Source organism: Clostridium kluyveri, from assembly GCF_001902295.1.
Lineage (GTDB): Bacteria > Bacillota > Clostridia > Clostridiales > Clostridiaceae > Clostridium_B > Clostridium_B kluyveri_B.
In genome coordinates, this window is sequence record NZ_CP018335.1 from 2851595 (window position 1) to 2873037 (window position 21443).

The following is a 21443-nucleotide window of genomic DNA, read 5'->3' on the forward strand; positions in this document are numbered from 1 at the left end:
ATATCTCAAGTATTCACCAGCATTATATCATAAAAATAAATAGATTTCTTCAAATTAAAAAGTTCCTATATATAATAGTGATTAACTAAAATTATTACAATTTCATATAATGTATTTATAATATTGTAAGCAGGAGGTTTCTTATAATGAATATTTATATGATACCATTTTTTATAAATAAAGAAAATTATGATGAAGATATGGACATGGCATATCAGTGTTTAGAAAGTTTATCTTATTCTAAAGATGTCAATTTATTAATTTTTAATCAAGGATGTTTATCTAATGAAGAATTAGATGTGATTTTACAGAAATTTGATTTTAATTATAAGCTGCTGGGTAATGGTGAAAATGTGGGTATTACACTATCTAGATATATAGGATTTCGATATATTATAGAAAACTATTCCAATATTGATTATGTTACAGAAGCTCATATTGATATGATTTTCCCGCCTAATTGGCAGGATCCTTTAATTGATTATTTAAATTCATCTGAAGAACCTATGATATCTCCCAAAATAGTAACTAATTTTTCAGATGACATTTCTTCAAATACCACTATTAGTTTAGAGGACAAAATCAAGTACCTATCTACAAAAGGAGAAGATAAAATCACCCAGGGATTTGTACATCCTGTGATTCATAAATTAAGTATATTAAAAGAATTATGTCCTTATGATGTTGGATTTTTAACAGGTACTCAAGGTTATGAGGATGACAGTATTTTGCTAGGATATAATTATTACATGGGCACAGGTAAGAAATGGGTACCTAAAATCTGTCATAAATCTTGCGTTTATCATAAAACACTATTTCAAAGATTTAAACTTCCAAATTTGTCTGAATCATTCACTAAAAATTATCAAGGATTAAAATTAGAATATGGATCCTATGGATTAAAAGAATTAGCTAGAATTTATCCTGACAATAATTTTTTCATGGGTGAATATCATAAATCTATAGTAGATCCTAACATGTACAGAAAATACAATAAGTATATTGGAGAAAATAATATTAAAAGATCTTGTGCAGATAAAAAATCCTCCAGATTTATAGTTACTACTGATGAAGAAAAAACAGAATGCCTATTAAAATTTCCTAATGATTGGTGGAGCAGATGCTACGAATACACCTGGGCATCAAATTTCTCAGAAGAGAATGACACTTGTTTAGATGCAGCCTGCGGTGCTCCTCATCCATTTAAGTTTTATTTAGCCAGTATATGTAAAGATGTATATGCCTGTGATATTGATACTGATATCTTAGATAAAAACAAAATCTTATCAAGAGTTAGTGAATACTTCGACGAAGAAGATGTTAAAAAAGCTGCAAAGTATATAGATAAAATAAAATTTTCAAATAGTAGTCTGGCAGCTCTCCCTTATGAGGACAATAAATTTGATAAAGTCTATTGTATTTCAGTAATAGAACATCTTCCTGTTGGAGATATAAAAAAATCTATTAATGAATTCTATAGGGTTTTACGAAAAGATGGACTTCTCGTATTAACTATTGATTACCCAACTGCAGATTTAAACTTGTTAGTTAACTGTTTAAAAAATACTGGATTTAAATTTGCAGATTCACTTGATTGTAAAATATACCCTAATGCTATATATTCTAAATTATTAGGAGGATTATATTGTTTCAGATTATTATTAAAAAAATAATAATCTCTTTGATTAAATTTGATTAAATAAAAACCTTATTTAAAGTATAAGTAATAAAGGCTGCAGAATTTAACTCCTGACAGCCTTATTATAATATTAAAAAAATCATTTACATTCTTATTTAAATCCCATTTTTTTAAAATATTCCCTATTATAGAGTATTCTTTTATCATTGGGTCTGAATTTGGCAGCTATTTCATTGTGTTCATAAGCTAATTTATGATTACCTAATCTATCATAGCAAACACATAATTGCAAATGAGGAAGCCACGTCCAACAGGCATCACTAAAAAATCCCAAACTATTTAATGGTTTTTTTAGATTTGCAGCTGTTTTATACCAAAATGCTGCTTGATTAATCTTATTTTCTTGTAAAAAGGAAAATCCAAGTCTACAGCATGCTTCAGCTCGTGGAGCATCATATTCAAAACTTCTAAAGGCATATTTACGACTTTCCTCACCTTTATTAATTGATTGATAATAGTCACATATCTTTCCGCAGACATGGATGTTATCTTCATACCATCCTCTTTTTGAATCTAAAAAATTATTATAGTATTTTAAAGCTTCTTCAAATATTCCATGATCATATAACTCATTTCCATAATACAATATATCTCTTGGCGTAAATTCGACTCCTTCTTTTAATTTATTCTGAAAAATCTCAAGATTACGATTGGGAGAATAGTTTATTTTTTTGTGAGTTACACTAATTTCGCTGTTAATTATATTTCCATATACTTCTAAATACTCATGGACAAAGCCAATCCATTTAAAATTTTTTTCTCTTTTAACTAGCCTATTACGTCTGTAACTTGTGGTTACATTACCATACTCATCAAAGCTTACATTATATTTCATTGTTACAGAATCTATTGAGATATCTAAATCTTCCTTCAAAGATTTAAACTTTTCTACATCTTCTGGAAGTAGTACATCATCCGCATCTAACCAAAAAATATAATCTTTAGTTGCTTTACTAAATGCAAAATTTCTTGCAGCTGAAAAATCATCAATCCATTTAAAATTATAAACATTATTGATATGTTTTTTTATTATATTTTTAGTATTATCAGAGGAACCTGTATCTACTATTATAAATTCATCCACTACATCTTTTACAGAATCTAAACATCTTCCTATGGTATCTTCTTCATTTTTTACTATCATACAAAGACTAACAGTTATCATATAATCACTTCCTTAAAGTCAGTACGTTATATAATATGAAAACACAAAAAAAGTGATACAAGCTGCTTTATAACATCAAGTGATTCTTAGATCCAGGTGGAGTTTGCTTACGAGAAATGCTTTTCTCCATCTGAACCTTATTAACAGTATTCTTAGTGTCTTTAGCACTAGAATACGTTATCCTTTAGGGGAAGAACTTATTCAGGGGCGCAGCAGTGCTTACCCCACACTTTGAAGAAGATGGAAGTATTAACTAATTACCTCGTTCGGATAAACAAAAATACTGGCTATCTAAAAAATAGCCAGTATCAATTATATTGGGCTCTATCCTATGATATTCAATGCTTTAGTGTTTGCCGTAACACTTGTAATATTAGTAGAGCTAGTAAGTGTAAGCTGAATATCATAAGTGTGAGAACCAGCTGTAGGAGTTTGAGTCCATGTCAAATTAGAAATTTCTGTGTGTGCTTCTCCAAGTGAAGTAGCAGTACCTGCATTATTAATTGTTATTGAAGCTATAGTGGTTGTATCTTCACGTAACTCATATAGAATTGAATAACTATAAGGAAGTATTGCAGTTACTATTATATCCAATTCTACTACAGAATCCAGTTTTAATTCCTGTCCAGTCGTAGTTATTGTCTGAGAAAGAAGTGCAGTTGGAGTACCAGTGATTGCATTAGCTGTACTATTCTCCGAAGAAGATAGTATACTTACAGGGCCCGTTGGACCTGTTGCTCCGGTTGGGCCTGTTGGACCAGTATCTCCGGTTGCTCCTGTTGGACCTGTGTCTCCGGTTGCTCCTGTTGGACCTGTGTCTCCGGTTGCCCCAGTTGCTCCTGTGTCTCCGGTTGCTCCGGTTGGACCAGTATCTCCGGTTGCTCCCGTGTCGCCCGTTGCCCCAGTTGCTCCTGTATCTCCAGTCGCTCCTGTTGCTCCGGTTGCTCCTGTTGCTCCTGTGTCTCCTGTTGCCCCAGTCGCTCCTGTATCTCCTGTTGGACCTGTGTCTCCGGTTGCCCCAGTTACTCCCGTGTCTCCGGTTGCTCCTGTTGCCCCAGTGTCTCCTGTTGCTCCTGTTGGACCCGTTGGGCCAGTATCTCCTGTCGCTCCTGTTGCGCCTGTATCTCCGGTTGCTCCTGTATCTCCTGTTGCTCCTGTTGGACCTGTGTCACCAGTTGCCCCAGTTGCTCCCGTGTCTCCTGTTGCTCCGGTTGCTCCTGTGTCTCCTGTTGCCCCAGTTGCCCCAGTGTCTCCTGTTGCTCCTGTATCTCCTGTTGCTCCTGTTGCTCCTGTTGGACCCGTGTCTCCTGTTAGTCCTGTTGCTCCAGTGTCTCCGGTTGCTCCGGTTGGACCCGTGTCTCCTGTTGCTCCAGTTGCTCCGGTGTCTCCTGTTGCTCCTGTTGCTCCTGTATCTCCTGTCGCTCCTGTTGTCCCGGTTGCTCCTGTGTCTCCTGTTGCCCCAGTTGCCCCAGTGTCTCCTGTTGCTCCTGTATCTCCTGTTGCTCCTGTTGGACCCGTGTCTCCGGTTGCTCCTGTTGCTCCAGTATCTCCGGTTGCGCCTGTTGCGCCTGTATCTCCGGTTGGACCCGTTGGGCCAGTATCTCCTGTTGCCCCAGTTGGACCTGTTGCTCCTGTATCTCCTGTTGCTCCTGTTGGACCCGTGTCTCCAGTTGCCCCAGTTGCTCCTGTGTCGCCTGTTGCCCCAGTTGCTCCGGTGTCTCCCGTTGCTCCTGTTGCCCCAGTGTCTCCTGTTGCTCCTGTTGGACCCGTGTCTCCCGTTGCTCCAGTTGCTCCTGTATCTCCTGTTGCTCCTGTTGTGCCTGTATCTCCGGTTGCTCCGGTTGCTCCTGTGTCTCCTGTTGCTCCGGTTGGGCCTGTGTCTCCTGTTGCCCCAGTTGCTCCGGTTGCTCCCGTATCTCCTGTTGCTCCTGTTGGACCCGTGTCTCCTGTTGCTCCGGTTGCTCCAGTATCTCCGGTTGCGCCTGTTGCGCCTGTATCTCCGGTTGGACCCGTTGGGCCAGTATCTCCTGTTGCCCCAGTTGGACCTGTTGCTCCTGTATCTCCTGTTGCTCCTGTTGGACCCGTGTCTCCAGTTGCCCCAGTTGCTCCTGTGTCTCCTGTTGCCCCAGTTGCTCCGGTTGCTCCCGTATCTCCGGTTGCTCCAGTTGGACCTGTGTCACCGGTTGCTCCGGTCGCTCCTGTGTCTCCCGTTGCTCCAGTTGCCCCAGTGTCTCCTGTTGCTCCTATTGGACCCGTGTCTCCTGTTGCTCCGGTTGGCCCTGTATCTCCGGTTGGGCCTGTTGGACCCGTGTCTCCTATTGCCCCAGTTGCTCCGGTGTCTCCCGTTGCTCCTGTTGCTCCCGTGTCTCCTGTTGCCCCAGTTGCTCCTGTATCTCCTGTTGCTCCTGTTGCTCCCGTGTCTCCTGTTGCTCCTGTATCTCCTGTTGCTCCGGTTGGACCCGTATCTCCTGTTGCCCCGGTTGCTCCTGTGTCTCCTGTTGCTCCGGTTGCTCCAGTATCTCCGGTTGCGCCTGTTGCGCCTGTATCTCCGGTTGGACCTGTTGGGCCAGTATCTCCTGTCGCTCCAGTTGCTCCTGTGTCTCCGGTTGCTCCGGTTGCGCCTGTGTCTCCGGTTGCTCCCGTGTCTCCTGTTGATCCTGTTGCTCCCGTATCACCTGTTGCCCCAGTTGCTCCTGTATCTCCCGTCGCTCCAGTTGCTCCCGTATCTCCAGTTGCTCCAGTTGGACCCGTGTCTCCGGTTGCTCCAGTTGCCCCAGTGTCTCCTGTTGCTCCGGTTGCTCCTGTGTCTCCTGTTGCCCCAGTTGCTCCCGTGTCTCCTGTCGCTCCTGTTGCTCCTGTTGGTCCTGTGTCTCCGGTTGCTCCGGTCGCTCCTGTGTCTCCCGTTGCTCCAGTTGCCCCAGTGTCTCCTGTTGCTCCTGTTGGACCCGTGTCTCCGGTTGCTCCGGTTGAACCCGTGTCTCCTGTTGCTCCAGTTGCTCCTGTATCTCCTGTTGCTCCTGTTGGTCCTGTGTCACCGGTTGCCCCAGTTGCTCCCGTGTCTCCTGTTGCTCCGGTTGCTCCTGTTGCCCCAGTTGCTCCTGTGTCGCCTGTTGCCCCAGTTGCTCCGGTGTCTCCCGTTGCTCCGGTTGCTCCCGTATCTCCGGTTGCTCCAGTTGGACCTGTGTCACCGGTTGCTCCGGTCGCTCCTGTGTCTCCCGTTGCTCCAGTTGCCCCAGTGTCTCCTGTTGCCCCAGTTGGACCCGTGTCTCCTGTTGCCCCAGTTGCTCCTGTGTCTCCTGTTGCTCCAGTTGCTCCTGTGTCTCCCGTTGCTCCTGTTGCTCCTGTATCTCCTGTTGCTCCTGTTGCTCCTGTATCTCCTGTTGCTCCGGTTGGACCCGTATCTCCTGTTGCCCCAGTTGCTCCCGTGTCTCCTGTTGATCCAGTTGCCCCAGTTGCCCCAGTGTCTCCTGTTGCTCCTGTTGGACCCGTGTCTCCGGTTGCTCCGGTTGGACCAGTATCTCCGGTTGCTCCAGTTGCTCCTGTATCTCCTGTTGCTCCTGTCGGACCTGTGTCACCGATTGCCCCAGTTGCTCCCGTTGGGCCAGTATCTCCTGTTGCTCCTGTTGCTCCCGTGTCTCCTGTTGCCCCGGTTGCTCCGGTGTCACCTGTTGCTCCAGTTGGACCCGTTGGGCCAGTATCTCCTGTTGCTCCTGTGTCTCCTGTTGCCCCAGTTGGACCCGTGTCTCCTGTTGCCCCAGTTGCTCCTGTGTCTCCTGTTGCTCCGGTTGGGCCGGTTGGGCCCGTTGGTCCCGTCGGTCCTGTAATACCAGTAGGTACTAACGTAACATATTCTACATTTAAAAATGGTCTCTGACTAGGAACTGGCCATTCTTTGGAGAAATATCCTATTATGGTATCAATGACATTTTCTATTCCAACCAACGTAATTCCATTATTTATCATCGAACCATTAAACCAATCAGTTACTAAATCTGTTATATCAATACTAATAAAACTACCAATATCACTATCCGTTACATTTACAAAATCGGTTGTTGCATTCAATGCAGGTGCGTTATTCCACGTAACTGTATCCTCTGAAAAATCACTTGCATTTGTAAATACATTGACAGTTTGAGGTGATAACACTGCATCAGGTATATCTTTTCTAAAAACAAACAATTCTAGTGAAGCTTGCAATATACTACTTCCAGAAGGAATATTAGATAAATCAAATTTCAGTAAACTTCTAAATACATCATTAGATGGAACAAACACTCCTGTGAATAAAAGGCTTGAACTACCAAAATTTGTATTAGGATTCAATTGAGATATATATGCATCATCACTAGGATTGACTTGTATAACTGGCATAATTTCATCTCCTTATTCTCTTTTGATTTTATGAGATTGTTTATAATTGGGCTATTACAATATATGTTCTTATAATAAAATTGGATACATTAAATAAATATTTGCCATAAGTATATACCCTCATTATTAAAGTAATATATAGTAAAGGAGATTTTGCAGCCATCAATAAAATGAAAGCGATTATTGATGGGTGTCTTTCGGCTTCACTTAAAATTTCCGAATTGATCTTTTTGACAAATACAAGTGCTGCTAAGCTGCAAAATGATTTTCAGCTTGCTTTTGGCATTACGATTCACAGATATGTGATAAAAGCTCGTATGAAAGAGGCATTACACAAAATTGACAGTACCGACAAACCAATCTATTCCATTTTAAAAAAAGAAAGTAACCGGAAATATATTTGCTACTGGTTGGGGCGACCTTAAAGAAAGTTTTCACTTTATGTTCAGGGAGCGGCCTGTTAGTGGCATTGTCAACATTATTCCAAATTCAAATACTGACATATCTGCAACTTTTAACGCCTAAAGACTTAATTGGAAAAGTCATTTCATGCTTTATATGTGTTTGCATGTGTGCAAATCTTCTTGGTCAGTTCATTTATGGTATTGTTTTTGAACATATAGGAAGCAGCACATACCTTCCATTTTATATAGGGGCATTAATAATGATAGGAATTAGTGTCTTTACCCGCCGTATTTTCTATGGAATTGACCATAATATATGAGGTTGATTTTATAAATGTTCAATGATAAACTATAGAATAATTAGAAAAAACTAACTTATCAGATCATCTTATCTAGAGATTGCAATTAACTATCACTTCCAAATTCTTCAAAGTGCAGAATGAGCACTGCCATATCTCTGGATAGGCTTTTCCGAAGCTTAGATAGGCAAACTTAACCTAAACCCAAAAATAACTTGATATACAATATATAAATTACGGAAATTTATATCATATGACTGCTAAATCTATTTTTAATAAGGAGACCACTAATAATGAGTAAATTAACCTATACCATGGAAAATTATCTGGAAGCAATATATGAACTTTCAAAAGAAGAGTCAGGAGTCAGAGTATCTGATATAGCCTACCGCCTGGGTGTTACAAAAGCCAGTACTAATAGAGCAATGACTACACTAAGCGAAAAAGGATTGATTACAAATGAAAAATACAAAGAAATATTTTTAACTGATATTGGAAAAAAACTGGCGGAGAAAACTTCTAAGAAGCACCATGTCATCCGTAAATTTCTTATTGAAATTTTAGATGTTGATTCAGATATTGCCGATAAGGATGCCTGTGCTATAGAACATGTTATCAGCGATGAATCTGTTCTTGCCATGCTAGAATATTTCAAAAAATAAAATATATATTTATTTATTTTTATCCAAACGCTGGAGTTAGCTAACATCCCATATTCTTCAAAGTGGGGGATGAGCACTGTTCGTTCCTCTATAAGTTCTTCTAAATTTCAGATGGAGAGAAAACTTCACCTAAACCTTAGAAGAACTTGATAGAAAATTTAGAATAATAAATACAATTTACCGTTAAATACGAAGTAATTTTTTATTACATATTCACATAAATTATAAAGTAAATAATTTTGTGGAGTAATTATGAACTATAAAAATAATTTATCTTATTCTAGGATAGAAGCTGTAAATTATGCCCTAAACTATGCTAAATCACCAAATCCTGCTTATAAATATTTCCCAGTACAAGGTGATAATGGAGGTGACTGTACAAATTTTATATCCCAATGCCTTAAAGCCGGTGGAGCTCCAATGGTGTCTTCACATAAGAATCAATGGTGGTACAGTGGTCCCAAGTGGTCGGTCTCATGGACTGTAGCGGGTTCACTTTACTGGTATTTGAAAATCAATGCTGATGAACAATTATACGGTGCTAAAGGTACAGAAGTTGATTATGTATCAATGCTTGATGTTGGCGATATAATCTTTTATAAAAATAAAAGAGGTAGAATTCAACACTCAGCAATTATAACTTCATTTGACAAAGATTATCCTTTAATATCGCAACATACTCCAAACCATTTAAACATATCCTATGAAAAAGACTGGGCTATTAAGATGCATTTTCTAAAAATATCCTTATAGTAACTTCTTCTTTTAAAAACTAGTTACAGCAAATGCCATTGGCTCAAATTTTCTTTTTTAGAATTTCTACTCTATATGTAGTTATATAATTTTCACTATAAGGATAATACTCTTTAACCCTTTGGGATAAATTATCTAAAATTCCAAATATTTTATCCCTATTTTTTTGTTCTGTTTTCATACGCTCAAACCATTGAGGTAGTTCATATGAAACTTTATGGAAATTCAATTGCCCTTCTTCTAAAGGAAGCTCTCTTAGTAATTTACTCCATAAACGTGGTGAATATGAAAATACATGAGAACTATCCCTCAATAGTTCAATCTCATTAAACATCCTTTCGGACTCATCTCCATCAACTACAGAACAATCTAAAATATATAATTTTCCTCCCGTTTTTAAAACTCTGCACATTTCTTTAAGTGCCGTTTTGATATTTGAAAAGTGGTGAGCAGCTAATCTACAGACAACAATATGAAATGTGTTGTCTGGAATTTTCATATTATGAACATCTTCAATACGAAATTCTATATTGGTAATTCCATTTTCATATGACTGTTTTTTTGCTTCATGTAACATTTCACGTGTAATGTCAATTGCTTCAACCTGTTGAGTATATTGTGCAAGTTTTATAGCTGTATGACCCGTACCAGTTGCCACATCTAAAACCTTATCTTCAGGTTGTGGATTCAATAATTTTATCATTCTATGAAGATCCCGGGCATTATTATGGACTGAACTATACCTATAATTAGAAGCATTTTTCCCAAAATTTTGTTGTACTCTGTTTTGATTTTCCACCTACAATCCCCCTTGAATTAAATCTATTTTTACCCAACTACTACTGCTGTTCCTGAAGCAGTTACCATGAGCATATTTCCTCCCTGTCCTAATACCTCATAATCAATATCTATCCCAATAACAGCATTTGCTCCAACAGCATACGCCCTATTTTTCAATTCTTCTAACGCTTCTTCTCTAGCCTGTATAAGTTCTCCTTCATAAGATTTTGAACGTCCTCCAAAAAAGTTAGTAAATCCCGCTGCAATATCTTTAATAGCATCTACTCCAGAAATTACTTCTCCAAAAACAATTCCTTTATATTCTAAAACTTTCTTTCCCTCTATACAATTTGTAGTTGTTACAATCATCATTATGCCTCCTTCTTTAAATTTTAAAAAGTTTGTTATTAGATAAATCGATTGATTTTTTATACACTTTAAATAATATCAGATAATTCTAATATAGAGAAATAATTTAATATTTTAGTACACTTCCATTAAGGTTATAATAAACATATATTAATATTTTACAATAAATTAAAAGGATGTGTTCCTATGTCAAATACTTATAATAAAGAATATCTAAAGAAAAAGCTTTCTCCTATACAATATAAGGTAACTCAGGAGAATGAAACTGAACCCCCTTTTGAAAATGAATATTGGGACTTCAACGGAGAGGGTATATATGTGGACATCTGTAGTGGAGAACCCTTATTTACCTCTCTGGATAAATTTGATTCTGGCTGCGGCTGGCCAAGTTTTTCAAAGCCATTGGTTCCTGAAAATATAAATGAATCCAAAGACAATTCCCATGGAATGATTAGAACAGAAGTAAGAAGTAAAAAGGGTAATTCTCATTTAGGCCATGTTTTTGATGACGGTCCAAAGGCATTAGGAGGACTCAGGTATTGTATAAATAGTGCTTCCATAAAATTTATACCTTTAGATGATTTAGATAGAAAAGGGTATGGTGAGTATAAAAAATTATTTAAAACATATAAATGATTTTTAAATAATCAAAGTAAAAAATTCTACGCTTATAACAGATGAACGAAAAGGTCAAAATATTTATTATTCTCTGAATACTACTGTACTGCAGGAAGTAATTAATTGGTTCTTAAATGTAACAAATGCTAATAAAGGAGGTGCTGCAGATGAAAAAAATAAGTAAAGTTTTAAAAAAAGATTGGATTATTTTAATTATTATAATTTTGGGATTTGGATTTGGAGCATATTTCTATAGTTCACTTCCCGATAGAGTTCCTATACATTGGAATATAGAGGGTGAAGTTAACGGTTATGGAACCAAGTTCTTCGGAGCTTTTGGACTTCCATTGATAAATCTAGGATGTTATTTAATGTTTATTATACTTCCATATATAGATCCCAAGAAAAAAAATTATGAAAAATTCAATTCCACTTATCAATATTTAAAATATATATTAATTATATTTTTATTTGGAATACAAATTATTACCCTTTTAGCATCAACTGGAGTAGTCATTAATATAGCAGATTATATACAAATCATGATATCATTGATATTTATTTTAATAGGAAATGTAATGGGAAGGTTTAGTCACAACTATTTTGTGGGGATAAAAACTCCCTGGACTTTAGCAGACGAACAGGTATGGAAAAGAACTCACAGAATTGCAGGACCACTTTGGGTTATAGGAGGTATTTTAAATTTATTATTAACTTTTACAGGGATATATTTTAAGAAGATAGGTTTTATGGTTATCCTAATAATAATTGTAGTTTTTCCCATTATTTATTCTTATATTCTCTACAGAAAGATACATTCAGATATGAACTAAGTATAGGTGATAAATTTATCACCTATACTTTACTATAACTTAATTTAACTCTGCATACATTTCAGCTATTGTATAAAGATAATAACTAAGTCCAATTTGCTGCTTTTCAAAAACATCTCTGTGAAAATCATCTTCTAGAAAAAATCTGGCCTGTTTAACAAATAATTTTGAATTTATATTCATACTATGATTGTTTTAAAATTTAATATGATCTTTTAACACCTTTTGAAGTCTTTTATCACTTGCCTTCCATCCACTCTTTAGAGCAGTTGCCAAATATTCTATAAATCTTTGTGCTTCTTTTGCATATTCATTCATATTTTCTAGATTTTCATATTTTATTTTAGGAATTTGATATCCATAGTTATCTTTAATATAGTTATTATGCTCTAAGAGTGCATTTTCCCATTCATCTACATTAAGTCCTTTAAACATTTCTTCTTTATTCATTGTTTTTCCTTTCTTTACTAGATTGATAGAATTGCCGATAGTCTCCAATAAAACATCCAATCTCTGCCTGCGCGCAAAAAGCAGTTTTTGCTGTTTAATTAAACACATTATACGACTTGGTTCATTCTCAAGTGTTTTCTTAATATCTTTTAGGGAAAAATCAAGTTCTTTATAAAATAATATTTGCTGAAGACGTTCAAGTTCTTTTTCTCCATAAAGACGATATCCCGCATCACTTATTTTACACGGCTTTAGCAATCCTATTTTATGATAATAATATAAGGTTTTTATTGTAACTCCTGTAAGTTCTGAAATTTCCTTAACCTTGTATAACATAATTTTTCACCTCATATATAATCATACTCCCTTACCAAAGGTTAGAGTCAATACTTTTCATATTTTTATAACTTAAACCTGTACCCAGTTCCCCACAATGTTTCTATAAATTCTGGATTTTGAGGATCCTTTTCTATTTTCTTTCTTATTTTCTGAATATGTACTGCTACAGTGGCCAAATCACCAATAAACTCACTTCCCCATATGCTGTCGAATATGTTCCCTTTGGTAAATACTATATTGGGATTTGAAGCCAAAAACACAAGTATTTCGTACTCCTTTGAAGTTAATTTTACTTCTTTCCCATTGACAGTTACTCTGTGGGAAGCTCTATTAATTTCAAGACCCTTAACCGCAATAATTTCCGAAGAAAAATTATTGCCCTTAAGTCTTTCATATCTGCTTATATGAGATTTTATTCTAGCTGCAAGCTCAGCAGGACTAAAAGGTTTTGTCATATAATCATCTGCTCCAAAATTTAACCCTCTTATCTTATCAATATCCTCATTTCTTGCGGAAACTACTATTACAGGTATTTCAAATTTCTTTCTCACTTCCTTTATTATTTCAAATCCATTTTTTCCAGGAAGCATCAAATCAACAATTATTACATCATACATTTCCCCCATGATCATATCAATCCCTTTATTTCCATCTTGAACAATTTCTACACTATATCCATTTAACTCCAAATAGTCTCTTTCCATTTCAGCTATATTTATATCATCTTCAATTATAAGAATTTTTTTCATCCGAATCCTCCACCTTCCTTGGGAACATAACAGTAAAGCAGGTTCCAACTCCCTGTGTACTTGATACTTCTATCCTTCCACCGTGAGACTCCATAAGTTCTTTTGCTATGGCAAGACCCAGTCCCGTACTCATCAAATCTTTAGTTCTTGCATAGTCCACCTTATAAAATCTATTAAATATGTTCTGTAGTTTATCCCCTGGTATTCCAGGTCCATTATCTTTTATGCTCGCACATAAATAATCTTTCATTTCATATAATCTAACTTCTATCTTTATAACATTATTACAACTGTATTTTACTGCATTTCCAATAATATTTCTAAATATCTGATTAACTCTTTTACAGTCAATATTTATATAACAATCTTTTTTCAGTTCATCTACATAATTAAATTTAATTCCCCTATCTTCCATATCATATTTAAATTCTTCCATTAAATCATTCATAAAGTTTTTTACATCTACTTTTTCAAAATTCAATTCTAATTTTTGCATATCCAATTTTGAGAACAAAAAAAGATCCTCGATAAGTTTATTCATATAAACAGAATTATTATATATTATTTTATAATATTTGTTTATTTTATCCTGAGGTAAGTCCCTCATTTCCAACATTGTTTCAATATAACCTTGAATTGAAGTAATGGGAGTTTTAAGATCGTGGGAGATATTTGCAATAAGAAGCTTTCTATTTTCCTCATAGGCCTTTTTTAACTTTTCACCCTCGTAAAGTTTTTCTGCCATTTCATTAAAGGAATTCAGTAAACTATTTATTTCCTTTGTGCTGTTAACTTTTATATTCACACCATAATTCCCCCTGGAAATTTCATCTACGGCACTTTTTAACTTATTTATTGGTTTGAATACATTATTTTCTAAATTCCTACTGAATAACACTTGATTTACTCCAATAGAACCAAAAATTATGGCAATAATTACTGTTACTGTTTTTCCTCCAAAATATCTGAATATAAAAAACCATAGTATTAAATTAAAAATTATGATAAACATATGTGAATGTCTCATATGCTTGGAGTACCATTCAAATTCTCTATTATTTTTATATTCTATTTCAAATTTTTTGCGCATTTTTTCTTTTACCTCATGTATTTTATGGTGATTTTTTCTTTTCTCATTTATATATATACGTACAATTTCAATTTTTTTATCAATTAATTCAATAAATTTCACAGTTTTTTTCATAATATCCCCTAATCTTTTATCAAGTTCTTCTGAGGTTCCGATGGAATTTGCTCTAGAGAAATGCCTATATATAATTTTAATCCAATTTTATTTATTTATAAATTATTTTAATATTAAACATTAAAAATACATTAAAGTAATTATAAAGAATTTATAAAAAATAATTTTATGAATTCTTTATAAAACTTTTAAAGTAAATTTAATATGCTCAATTAATATAGACATGTGAAGTGATCCTTAGACTCAACTAAAGTTTGTCCATAAAAATGTTTTTTTGTTCTAAATCCTAGAAGAATTATTCAGGCGCTTAGTAATACTCACTTCTTATTTGAAGAAAATAAGAGGCAAATAATAACAGCGTTAGTATAAAAGTTGGGAGGTAAAAATTATGGAAAGTATAATTCAAGTAAAAAATTTCACTAAAAAGTATGGGAGTTTTACCGCAGTAGATGATGTTTCTTTTGAAGTAGAGAGGGGGAGTATTTTTGCATTTCTAGGTCCAAATGGTGCAGGTAAGAGCACAACTATAAATACCCTGTGTACTATAATAGATAAAACTTCAGGTGAACTTAAAATTAATGGTTGTGAAGTTTCAAGAGAAAAATCTAAAGTTAGAAATGATATAGGCATAGTATTTCAAGAGTGTACTTTAGACACCAAGCTGACCGTTGAAGAAAATATAAAATTGCACTGTGAATTCTATAATGTTCCAAAACCTGAAATTAAGGGAAGAGTTGATTTTATACTGGAACTTGTAGATCTTGAAGCTTGGAGAAAGGCTCCTGTGGGCAGTTTATCGGGAGGTATGAAAAGAAGAGTCGAAATAGCCCGGGGACTTGTACATTATCCCAAAGTACTTTTCTTGGACGAACCAACCAAAGGTCTCGATCCGCAGACTAGATTAAATATATGGAATTATATTTACAAATTGCAAAAAGAAAAGAATATAACTATATTTTTAACTACACATTATATGGATGAGGCAGAAATATGCAGTAAAGTAGCCATAATAGACCATGGAAAAATAGTTGCCTATGATACTCCTCACAATCTTAAAAGAGAGTATACTTCAAAACTGACTAAAATAAAAATTTCAGATAACGATTCACTTATAAGATACTTAAAAATTAAGGACATTGAGTATACATTGAAAAAGGATATATTTAAAATATATTCCAATGAACTAAAAAATATTTTAGATATCATAACCATATTTAAAGAATCAATCTGTGATTTTGAAATTAGCACAGGTACTCTAAATGATGTATTTTTAACTTTGACAGGAAAGGGGATAAGAGAATAATGAGAGGAATAATTGCTATTTTAAAAAGAAACCTAACTAATTTTATACGAGATAAAATGAGACTTGTATTTTCAATAATTATGTCTGTATTTTTTCTCTTTGTATTTTCTTTTGTTATGAAATCCACTGCAGTAGGTATTGCCCAGCCTCTTAACTATCTTATTTCTGGAATAATAATCATGACAGTTTTCCAGGCCGCATTGAGCAATTCTACCAGTATAATTGAAGACATGTCCATGGGTTTTATGAAAGAGATAATTGTATCACCTATAAAAAGATGGCAAATATCCATAGGACAAGTTCTCTCCTCTACTGTAATTGCATTTTTTCAGGGTTTACTGGTTATAATACTGGGTATGTTTATGGGACTTAATTTGAGTATATTTCAATTTTTACAGATGTGTGCTGTTATGTTACTGGTTGGAATAACCTTTAGCTGCATTGGACTATATTTGGCTTCCCTTGCAAAAAGTTCTACCACCTTTCAGATAATGATAACCGTATTTACTTTTCCTCTAACTTTTTTATCCGGGGCCTATATTCCAACTACTATTATGCCAAAAATAATTCAACCTTTGGTGTATATAAATCCACTTACCTATACTACTTCAATTTTCAGATATATTACACTTGATATGAAAAATTTAACCTTAACTGCATTGATAAAAAGTGGAGTGGCATTTAATATTCACGGTTTTATTATAGGGCCTTATGCAGGGTTATTCATAATTTCCATCATGTGTGCTGTTTTTTTCCTGCTTTCAGTTATCCAGTTTAATAAAGCTGATTTTTCAAATATTAAGGTATTTGATCCCCATGCAAAATAAAAATTTATAGAAATATTTACAATAAACAAAGGTGCCGCTCTTTGACCCTTAGATATGCGGCACCAACATCATGATATTAAAATTTCTTACATCTACTTATTATTTATCCTCCGGCTTTTTATCCCTTTGTCCACCAAAGTGAAAACCGTTCTGCCAGTTACCATGCGGATCGTGGTCATTTGGGTTGGGTGGCTCATGTGCCGATTTCCTGGACCACATATCATGGAATCTTGAACCGAAAAATCCGCCGCGCATGGACCTGAGCCGTTCAATTTGCTCATGTCCCATACGGGAACGAGCAGCACACATCCACTCATCCCACTCGTCATCGTTCACTTCAACACCAAGTTGAGACTCCAGCACAGTGATTATCTTATCCAGATATTTGCCGAATGCCGCCTGTTCCTCTTCACTGAGACAGCTAAAAATACTTTCGGAATTGAGACCTGATTCCTGATGCTCATTTTTACCCTTCTCAGTCAGCGTCACCAACATGATACGCTTATCCTCCTCAGACGGGACACGGACAACGTAGCCCTTCTTCTCCAGCTTGTTTAGCAGCTCATTAAGTGATTGCTGCCGAATACCCAACAGATAGGAAAGGTCTTTGGTACTAATTCTCTCCTGTAGCTTGAGTATAGCTAAAACTCTGCCCTGCCCGCGCGTTGGATCGGCCATTGGGCCGTATTGTGCATGACTCAACAAATGGTGGCGCTGCAAAAGCCATTGGAGTTTTGACATTTTTTCATAAAGTTCGTTAAAATTATTTTCCATCTAGTAAATCCTCCTTAATTAATTTATAACAGGTACCTTTAATATTATTGTACTGGTACCTGTTATAAATGTCAAGATATTTTTCACAGGTGCCTGTAATAAATTATATGGAAAAATGCCCAGACTACTTCAATAATTCAATAAATACATTATTTGCTTTTGACTTTTTGACAATATATAAAACAATGACATTACTAGAATAAACTAATAATGAATGCCTATAGAATAATTATTGCTAAAAATATAATAATAACTATATGAAATAATTATTTACAGGAGGCGATATTAAAATGGGAAATTCTATGTTTTGCTATCAATGTGAACAAACTTTTGGTGGAAAGGGATGTACAAAAAGTGGAGTTTGTGGTAAAACCCCGGAAATTGCAAATTTACAGGATTTATTGATATATCAATTGAAAGGTATATCCTGTTATGCTAAAACACTAATTGACAGAGGAGAAACTATAGATAAAAATATAGTAACATTTTTGGAGAATTCTTTATTTACTACTCTTACAAATGTAAACTTTGATTCAAACTCTCATGTAAAATTATTAAAAGAATCACAGAAAATAAAAGAATCATTGAGAAATAAATCTCCAGAAGGAAAATATCCAGATGCAGCTATATATAATTTAAGTGATACAAAAGAAGATATGTTAAAAGATTCAGTTAAAGCTGGAATTATGTACGACGAAAATCTGGATGCTGATATCAGATCCCTACGCTCTACCATATTGTATGGCTTAAAAGGTATAAGTGCCTATGGCCACCAAGCAAGATTTATAGGATACAATAGTGAGCAGATAGATAAATTCTACTTTTTAGCATTGGAAGCCACCACCAACGATAATTTAACCCTACAGGACATGATCCGCATGACAATGAGAACGGGTGATATGAGCATAGAGGTTATGAAGACACTAGATAAGGCAAATACATCCAGATATAAAGATCCATCTGTTCACAAAGTTAATGTAAATATTAAAAAAGGACCCTTCATAATTGTATCAGGCCATGATTTAAGAGATTTAGAGATGCTTCTCCAGCAGACAGAAAACAAGGGAATCAATATTTATACTCATGGAGAAATGCTGCCTGCACACGGATATCCACTACTAAAAAAATATAAACATCTAGTAGGTAATTATGGTTCAGCCTGGCAAAACCAACAGAAAGAATTTGACGGAATACCAGGATGTATTTTAATGACTACTAATTGTTTAATGAGACCAAGAGAAACATATAAAGACAGAATATTTGCCACCAGTGTTGTTGGGTGGGATGGAGTTCAGCACATAGATGTAAATGAAGATGGAACAAAAGATTTTAGTGTAATAATAAATAAGGCCCTGGAACTTGGAGGATTTAAAGAAGACGAAAAAACAAAAGAGATTTTAGTAGGATTTGGTCATAAGGAAACCCTATCTCATGCAAATGAAATAGTAAACGCCGTAAAAAAAGGAATCATAAGACATTTCTTTTTAATAGGCGGTTGTGATGGGGCAAGACCTGGCAGAAACTACTATACCAGCTTTGCACAGATGGTACCTAATGACTGTATAATACTTACTTTAGCCTGCGGCAAATATAGATTTAATAAATTGGATTTTGGAACAATTGAGGGCCTTCCAAGATTACTTGATGTGGGCCAATGCAATGATGCCTATTCAGCAGTTAGAATAGCTACAGCACTGGCAGATGCTTTTGACACAGATGTAAATTCTCTTCCACTGACAATAATACTATCCTGGTATGAACAAAAAGCAGTAGCGGATTTGTTGGCATTACTGTCCCTTGGGGTAAAAGGAATATATTTAGGACCAAGTTTGCCTGCATTTATATCCCCTAATATACTTCAATATCTAGTAGATACCTTTGATATAAGACCAATCAGCACTCCTGAAGAGGACTTGAAAAGTTCTCTTAAACAAGCAAATTGAAAAAATCCTGGAAATGGAAAACTCCCATTCCATAAGGATGTTTTTGGTTTTCAAAATTTGCCGTAGGATATATTTTATATTTTACGGCCTTTTTCTTGCTCTAAATCCTGCCTAAGAAGTTAAAGCACACCTCCAATCTATTTTTAAAAAAATTACTAAGATTTCTTAACAATTCACACAGAAGATAAAATTCATGTTAAACTCAAAATATTTCACAGGGAATAAAGCATGAAATTGTCCTTCTGCTTGGTACAGTTGCCCAGCAAATTATTTTTAGGAGGGATCAAATGAAAACGACAGAAAAATCAGTAGTTGAAACAGATGTCCATGATAACGAACTTAGTTCCAATTTACAAATTCTTAGAATAAAGTCTCTAGTTGGCAAAACCCTGTTCTACTCAACCATTCCCTGTGGATTTGCAATTCTCGCATACTTTTCAATACAGGAAGTATGGGCAGCCGCGGCTGCAACAGTAGCCCTGGGGTTTGTGGTTCTTTTTGTAAGTTTTAATGTCTGGACATCCTCCTCCAGCAAGCTGAAGAAGATGTTAGGTCAAAACATCACTAAACCTATTTTGGAGGATATTTTCCAGGTGATAGACTATTTACCTGAATCCGGAATTGAAGTAAATTTAATTCATTCCTCCAATCTTATCCACTCTTGGGACACATACAGCGGCAGTGACTTCCTACAAGGGAAATACAAAGGGATAGATGTTCTCTATTCTGATATTCATCTGCAGGAGAAGATTGAAGAAACAGACGAAGAGGGAAAAACACAAACACGTTATGAGACAAGATTCAAGGGCCAATGGCTTATCTGTGATTTTCATAAAGAGTTTGCAGCTTACTTGCAGATCAGAGAAAACCGTAAACGCATGATTTTCAAAGGGTACACAAAGTCCAAGTCGGATATACAAACCGAAAACCCGGAGTTTAATGAGAAATTTCAGATTTTGACCTCAGATGGACATACTGCATTTTATGTGCTCACTCCTCATTTTATGGAGCACATCATATCCACGGACACCTTTGCAAAAGCACAATCTTTTTTCTGCTTTAGGGATGGCAAGGTACATATTGCTCTGCACAGTGGGCGGGATTCCTTTGAACTTAAAGGCATAAGAGTAAATGACCTTGAAGAAATTCGCAGGGATTTCCGCAGGGAACTTATCCATATGACTGGAATTATTGACGAACTTCTTCTCAATGATAAATTATTCAAGGAGGTATAAGTCATGGATCTTTTAACATCTATTATACTATCTGTTATTATTTTGATTTCAATCATGGTGCTTATCACGGTCATTTGGTGGATCATGACCAGCAACAATTTCAAGCGTACATCTATCAAGATTTCCGAAGCTCTGTCAGGCATTGAGGTGGCACTGACCAAACGCTATGATATGCTGACAAAATTATTGGATGTAGCCAAAGGCTATACATCTCATGAGAAAACTCTTTTCATGGAAACTATAACCCTGAGAAAAGGCATGTCAGTATCCGAAATAAATGATGCAGACAACCAGATTAACACAATGGCATCCCGCATCAACGCCATAGCAGAGGCGTACCCGGAACTACGCTCCAGTGATGTGTTTTGTGAACTTCAAGCAGGCATTCGTGATGCGGAGGAGCATTTGCAAGCAGCACGGCGATTGTATAACAGTATCGTGACGCAATATAATACGACAATGGCAGTATTTCCCTCAAGCATTGTGGCAAACTTCCAAAAGTTGACACCAGTTGATTTCTTTAAAACTGAGGAATGGAAAAAGGCTGATGTAAAGATTCAATTTTAATAATTCGATCTATTTTTCATAACACAGCTGACAGTTTTCTACTGCCTTTTCCTCATGTACCTCAGTACCATAGCTTTTAAACCCCGCGTCATAACG

General features: G+C 35.8%; 18 protein-coding genes and 1 pseudogene. 11 read left to right on the plus strand and 8 right to left on the minus strand.

Annotation, left to right across the window (positions count from 1 at the left end):
- Positions 1-146: 146 nt before the first annotated feature.
- The gene (locus BS101_RS13640) at positions 147-1673 is read left to right on the plus strand and encodes a class I SAM-dependent methyltransferase (RefSeq protein ID WP_073539315.1); all 1527 of its coding nucleotides are present in this window, start codon (positions 147-149) and stop codon (positions 1671-1673) included.
- A 117-nt stretch (positions 1674-1790) separates the two neighbouring features.
- Here the strand turns inward: BS101_RS13640 and BS101_RS13645 are convergent, their stop codons facing one another.
- Both BS101_RS13645 and BS101_RS13650 read right to left on the minus strand, forming a co-directional pair.
- Positions 1791-2864 (minus strand): glycosyltransferase family 2 protein, encoded by a 1074-nt coding sequence (locus tag BS101_RS13645; RefSeq protein WP_073539316.1) that lies wholly within the window; start codon positions 2862-2864, stop codon positions 1791-1793.
- A gap of 324 nt (positions 2865-3188) precedes the next feature.
- Positions 3189-7238: a beta strand repeat-containing protein gene (locus BS101_RS13650; protein WP_073539317.1), complete on the minus strand. Its 4050-nt coding sequence runs from the start codon at positions 7236-7238 to the stop codon at positions 3189-3191.
- 170 nt (positions 7239-7408) lie between these two features.
- Between BS101_RS13650 and BS101_RS23365 the strand changes: the two genes are divergently transcribed.
- The 3 genes from BS101_RS23365 to BS101_RS13665 all read left to right on the plus strand — a co-directional run bounded on the left by BS101_RS23365 (position 7409) and on the right by BS101_RS13665 (position 9356).
- On the plus strand, positions 7409-7663 hold the full coding sequence (locus tag BS101_RS23365) for a helix-turn-helix transcriptional regulator (protein ID WP_198039482.1): 255 nt from the start codon (positions 7409-7411) through the stop codon (positions 7661-7663).
- 571 nt (positions 7664-8234) lie between these two features.
- Positions 8235-8603 carry a metal-dependent transcriptional regulator gene (locus tag BS101_RS13660; RefSeq protein ID WP_073539318.1) on the plus strand — a complete coding sequence of 123 codons (369 nt, stop codon included), beginning with the start codon at positions 8235-8237 and terminating at the stop codon, positions 8601-8603.
- Between the two features lie 252 nt (positions 8604-8855).
- Positions 8856-9356 (plus strand): amidase domain-containing protein, encoded by a 501-nt coding sequence (locus BS101_RS13665; RefSeq protein ID WP_073539319.1) that lies wholly within the window; start codon positions 8856-8858, stop codon positions 9354-9356.
- 43 nt (positions 9357-9399) lie between these two features.
- Here BS101_RS13665 and BS101_RS13670 read toward each other — a convergent pair whose 3' ends face one another.
- Both BS101_RS13670 and BS101_RS13675 read right to left on the minus strand, forming a co-directional pair.
- Entirely contained in the window at positions 9400-10155 is a 756-nt protein-coding gene (locus tag BS101_RS13670; protein ID WP_073539320.1) for a class I SAM-dependent methyltransferase, read from the minus strand.
- 29 nt (positions 10156-10184) lie between these two features.
- The gene (locus BS101_RS13675; protein WP_073539321.1) at positions 10185-10505 is read right to left on the minus strand and encodes a heavy metal-binding domain-containing protein; all 321 of its coding nucleotides are present in this window, start codon (positions 10503-10505) and stop codon (positions 10185-10187) included.
- Positions 10506-10691: 186 nt separating this feature from the next.
- On the opposite strand from BS101_RS13675, the gene msrB reads away from it, so the two are divergent.
- Both msrB and BS101_RS13690 read left to right on the plus strand, forming a co-directional pair.
- On the plus strand, positions 10692-11141 hold the full coding sequence (gene msrB, locus BS101_RS13680) for a peptide-methionine (R)-S-oxide reductase MsrB (protein ID WP_073539322.1): 450 nt from the start codon (positions 10692-10694) through the stop codon (positions 11139-11141).
- A 149-nt stretch (positions 11142-11290) separates the two neighbouring features.
- Positions 11291-11956 carry an SdpI family protein gene (locus BS101_RS13690; protein WP_073539323.1) on the plus strand — a complete coding sequence of 222 codons (666 nt, stop codon included), beginning with the start codon at positions 11291-11293 and terminating at the stop codon, positions 11954-11956.
- Between the two features lie 39 nt (positions 11957-11995).
- On the opposite strand, the pseudogene BS101_RS13695 reads toward BS101_RS13690, so the two are convergent.
- From BS101_RS13695 to BS101_RS13705, 3 genes and pseudogenes are all read right to left on the minus strand, one after another.
- Positions 11996-12742 (minus strand): annotated as a pseudogene (locus BS101_RS13695) (MerR family transcriptional regulator).
- Positions 12743-12807: 65 nt separating this feature from the next.
- Entirely contained in the window at positions 12808-13494 is a 687-nt protein-coding gene (locus BS101_RS13700) for a response regulator transcription factor (protein WP_073539324.1), read from the minus strand.
- Positions 13472-14698, minus strand: a complete 1227-nt coding sequence (locus BS101_RS13705; RefSeq protein ID WP_073539325.1) for a HAMP domain-containing sensor histidine kinase — start codon at positions 14696-14698, stop codon at positions 13472-13474. The genes BS101_RS13700 and BS101_RS13705 overlap by 23 nt, the downstream gene beginning before the upstream one ends.
- 388 nt (positions 14699-15086) lie before the next feature.
- On the opposite strand from BS101_RS13705, the gene BS101_RS13710 reads away from it, so the two are divergent.
- The gene (locus BS101_RS13710) at positions 15087-16001 is read left to right on the plus strand and encodes an ABC transporter ATP-binding protein (protein ID WP_073539326.1); all 915 of its coding nucleotides are present in this window, start codon (positions 15087-15089) and stop codon (positions 15999-16001) included.
- On the plus strand, positions 16001-16828 hold the full coding sequence (locus BS101_RS13715) for an ABC transporter permease (protein ID WP_073539327.1): 828 nt from the start codon (positions 16001-16003) through the stop codon (positions 16826-16828). Before BS101_RS13710 ends, BS101_RS13715 begins: the two co-directional genes overlap by 1 nt.
- A gap of 99 nt (positions 16829-16927) precedes the next feature.
- Here BS101_RS13715 and BS101_RS13720 read toward each other — a convergent pair whose 3' ends face one another.
- Positions 16928-17602 carry a MarR family winged helix-turn-helix transcriptional regulator gene (locus BS101_RS13720; RefSeq protein ID WP_073539328.1) on the minus strand — a complete coding sequence of 225 codons (675 nt, stop codon included), beginning with the start codon at positions 17600-17602 and terminating at the stop codon, positions 16928-16930.
- 290 nt (positions 17603-17892) lie between these two features.
- Between BS101_RS13720 and hcp the strand changes: the two genes are divergently transcribed.
- The 3 genes from hcp (at position 17893) to BS101_RS13735 (ending at position 21347) form a co-directional block, all read left to right on the plus strand.
- Complete coding sequence (gene hcp, locus BS101_RS13725) at positions 17893-19545, plus strand: hydroxylamine reductase (protein ID WP_073539329.1); 1653 nt, start codon at positions 17893-17895, stop codon at positions 19543-19545.
- A 287-nt stretch (positions 19546-19832) separates the two neighbouring features.
- A complete protein-coding gene (locus tag BS101_RS13730) occupies positions 19833-20780 on the plus strand; it encodes a DUF3137 domain-containing protein (protein ID WP_073539330.1) in 948 nt (315 codons plus the stop codon).
- Positions 20781-20783: 3 nt separating this feature from the next.
- Positions 20784-21347 (plus strand): LemA family protein, encoded by a 564-nt coding sequence (locus tag BS101_RS13735; protein ID WP_073539331.1) that lies wholly within the window; start codon positions 20784-20786, stop codon positions 21345-21347.
- The last annotated feature ends 96 nt before the right edge of the window (positions 21348-21443 follow it).

Excerpts from the sequence above, each read along its gene's own strand:
- BS101_RS13730 (WP_073539330.1), top strand. The coding sequence starts at position 19,833 with ATGAAAACGACAGAAAAATCAGTAGTTGAAACAGATGTCCATGATAAC.
- hcp (WP_073539329.1), top strand. The coding sequence starts at position 17,893 with ATGGGAAATTCTATGTTTTGCTATCAATGTGAACAAACTTTTGGTGGA.
- BS101_RS13660 (WP_073539318.1), top strand. The coding sequence starts at position 8,235 with ATGAGTAAATTAACCTATACCATGGAAAATTATCTGGAAGCAATATAT.
- BS101_RS23365 (WP_198039482.1), top strand. The coding sequence starts at position 7,409 with ATGAAAGCGATTATTGATGGGTGTCTTTCGGCTTCACTTAAAATTTCC.
- BS101_RS13675 (WP_073539321.1), bottom strand. The coding sequence starts at position 10,505 with ATGATTGTAACAACTACAAATTGTATAGAGGGAAAGAAAGTTTTAGAA.
- BS101_RS13715 (WP_073539327.1), top strand. The coding sequence starts at position 16,001 with ATGAGAGGAATAATTGCTATTTTAAAAAGAAACCTAACTAATTTTATA.
- BS101_RS13650 (WP_073539317.1), bottom strand. The coding sequence starts at position 7,238 with ATGCCAGTTATACAAGTCAATCCTAGTGATGATGCATATATATCTCAA.
- BS101_RS13645 (WP_073539316.1), bottom strand. The coding sequence starts at position 2,864 with ATGATAACTGTTAGTCTTTGTATGATAGTAAAAAATGAAGAAGATACC.
- BS101_RS13705 (WP_073539325.1), bottom strand. The coding sequence starts at position 14,698 with ATGAAAAAAACTGTGAAATTTATTGAATTAATTGATAAAAAAATTGAA.
- BS101_RS13690 (WP_073539323.1), top strand. The coding sequence starts at position 11,291 with ATGAAAAAAATAAGTAAAGTTTTAAAAAAAGATTGGATTATTTTAATT.
- BS101_RS13700 (WP_073539324.1), bottom strand. The coding sequence starts at position 13,494 with ATGAAAAAAATTCTTATAATTGAAGATGATATAAATATAGCTGAAATG.
- BS101_RS13665 (WP_073539319.1), top strand. The coding sequence starts at position 8,856 with ATGAACTATAAAAATAATTTATCTTATTCTAGGATAGAAGCTGTAAAT.
- BS101_RS13735 (WP_073539331.1), top strand. The coding sequence starts at position 20,784 with ATGGATCTTTTAACATCTATTATACTATCTGTTATTATTTTGATTTCA.
- BS101_RS13720 (WP_073539328.1), bottom strand. The coding sequence starts at position 17,602 with ATGGAAAATAATTTTAACGAACTTTATGAAAAAATGTCAAAACTCCAA.
- BS101_RS13710 (WP_073539326.1), top strand. The coding sequence starts at position 15,087 with ATGGAAAGTATAATTCAAGTAAAAAATTTCACTAAAAAGTATGGGAGT.
- msrB (WP_073539322.1), top strand. The coding sequence starts at position 10,692 with ATGTCAAATACTTATAATAAAGAATATCTAAAGAAAAAGCTTTCTCCT.
- BS101_RS13640 (WP_073539315.1), top strand. The coding sequence starts at position 147 with ATGAATATTTATATGATACCATTTTTTATAAATAAAGAAAATTATGAT.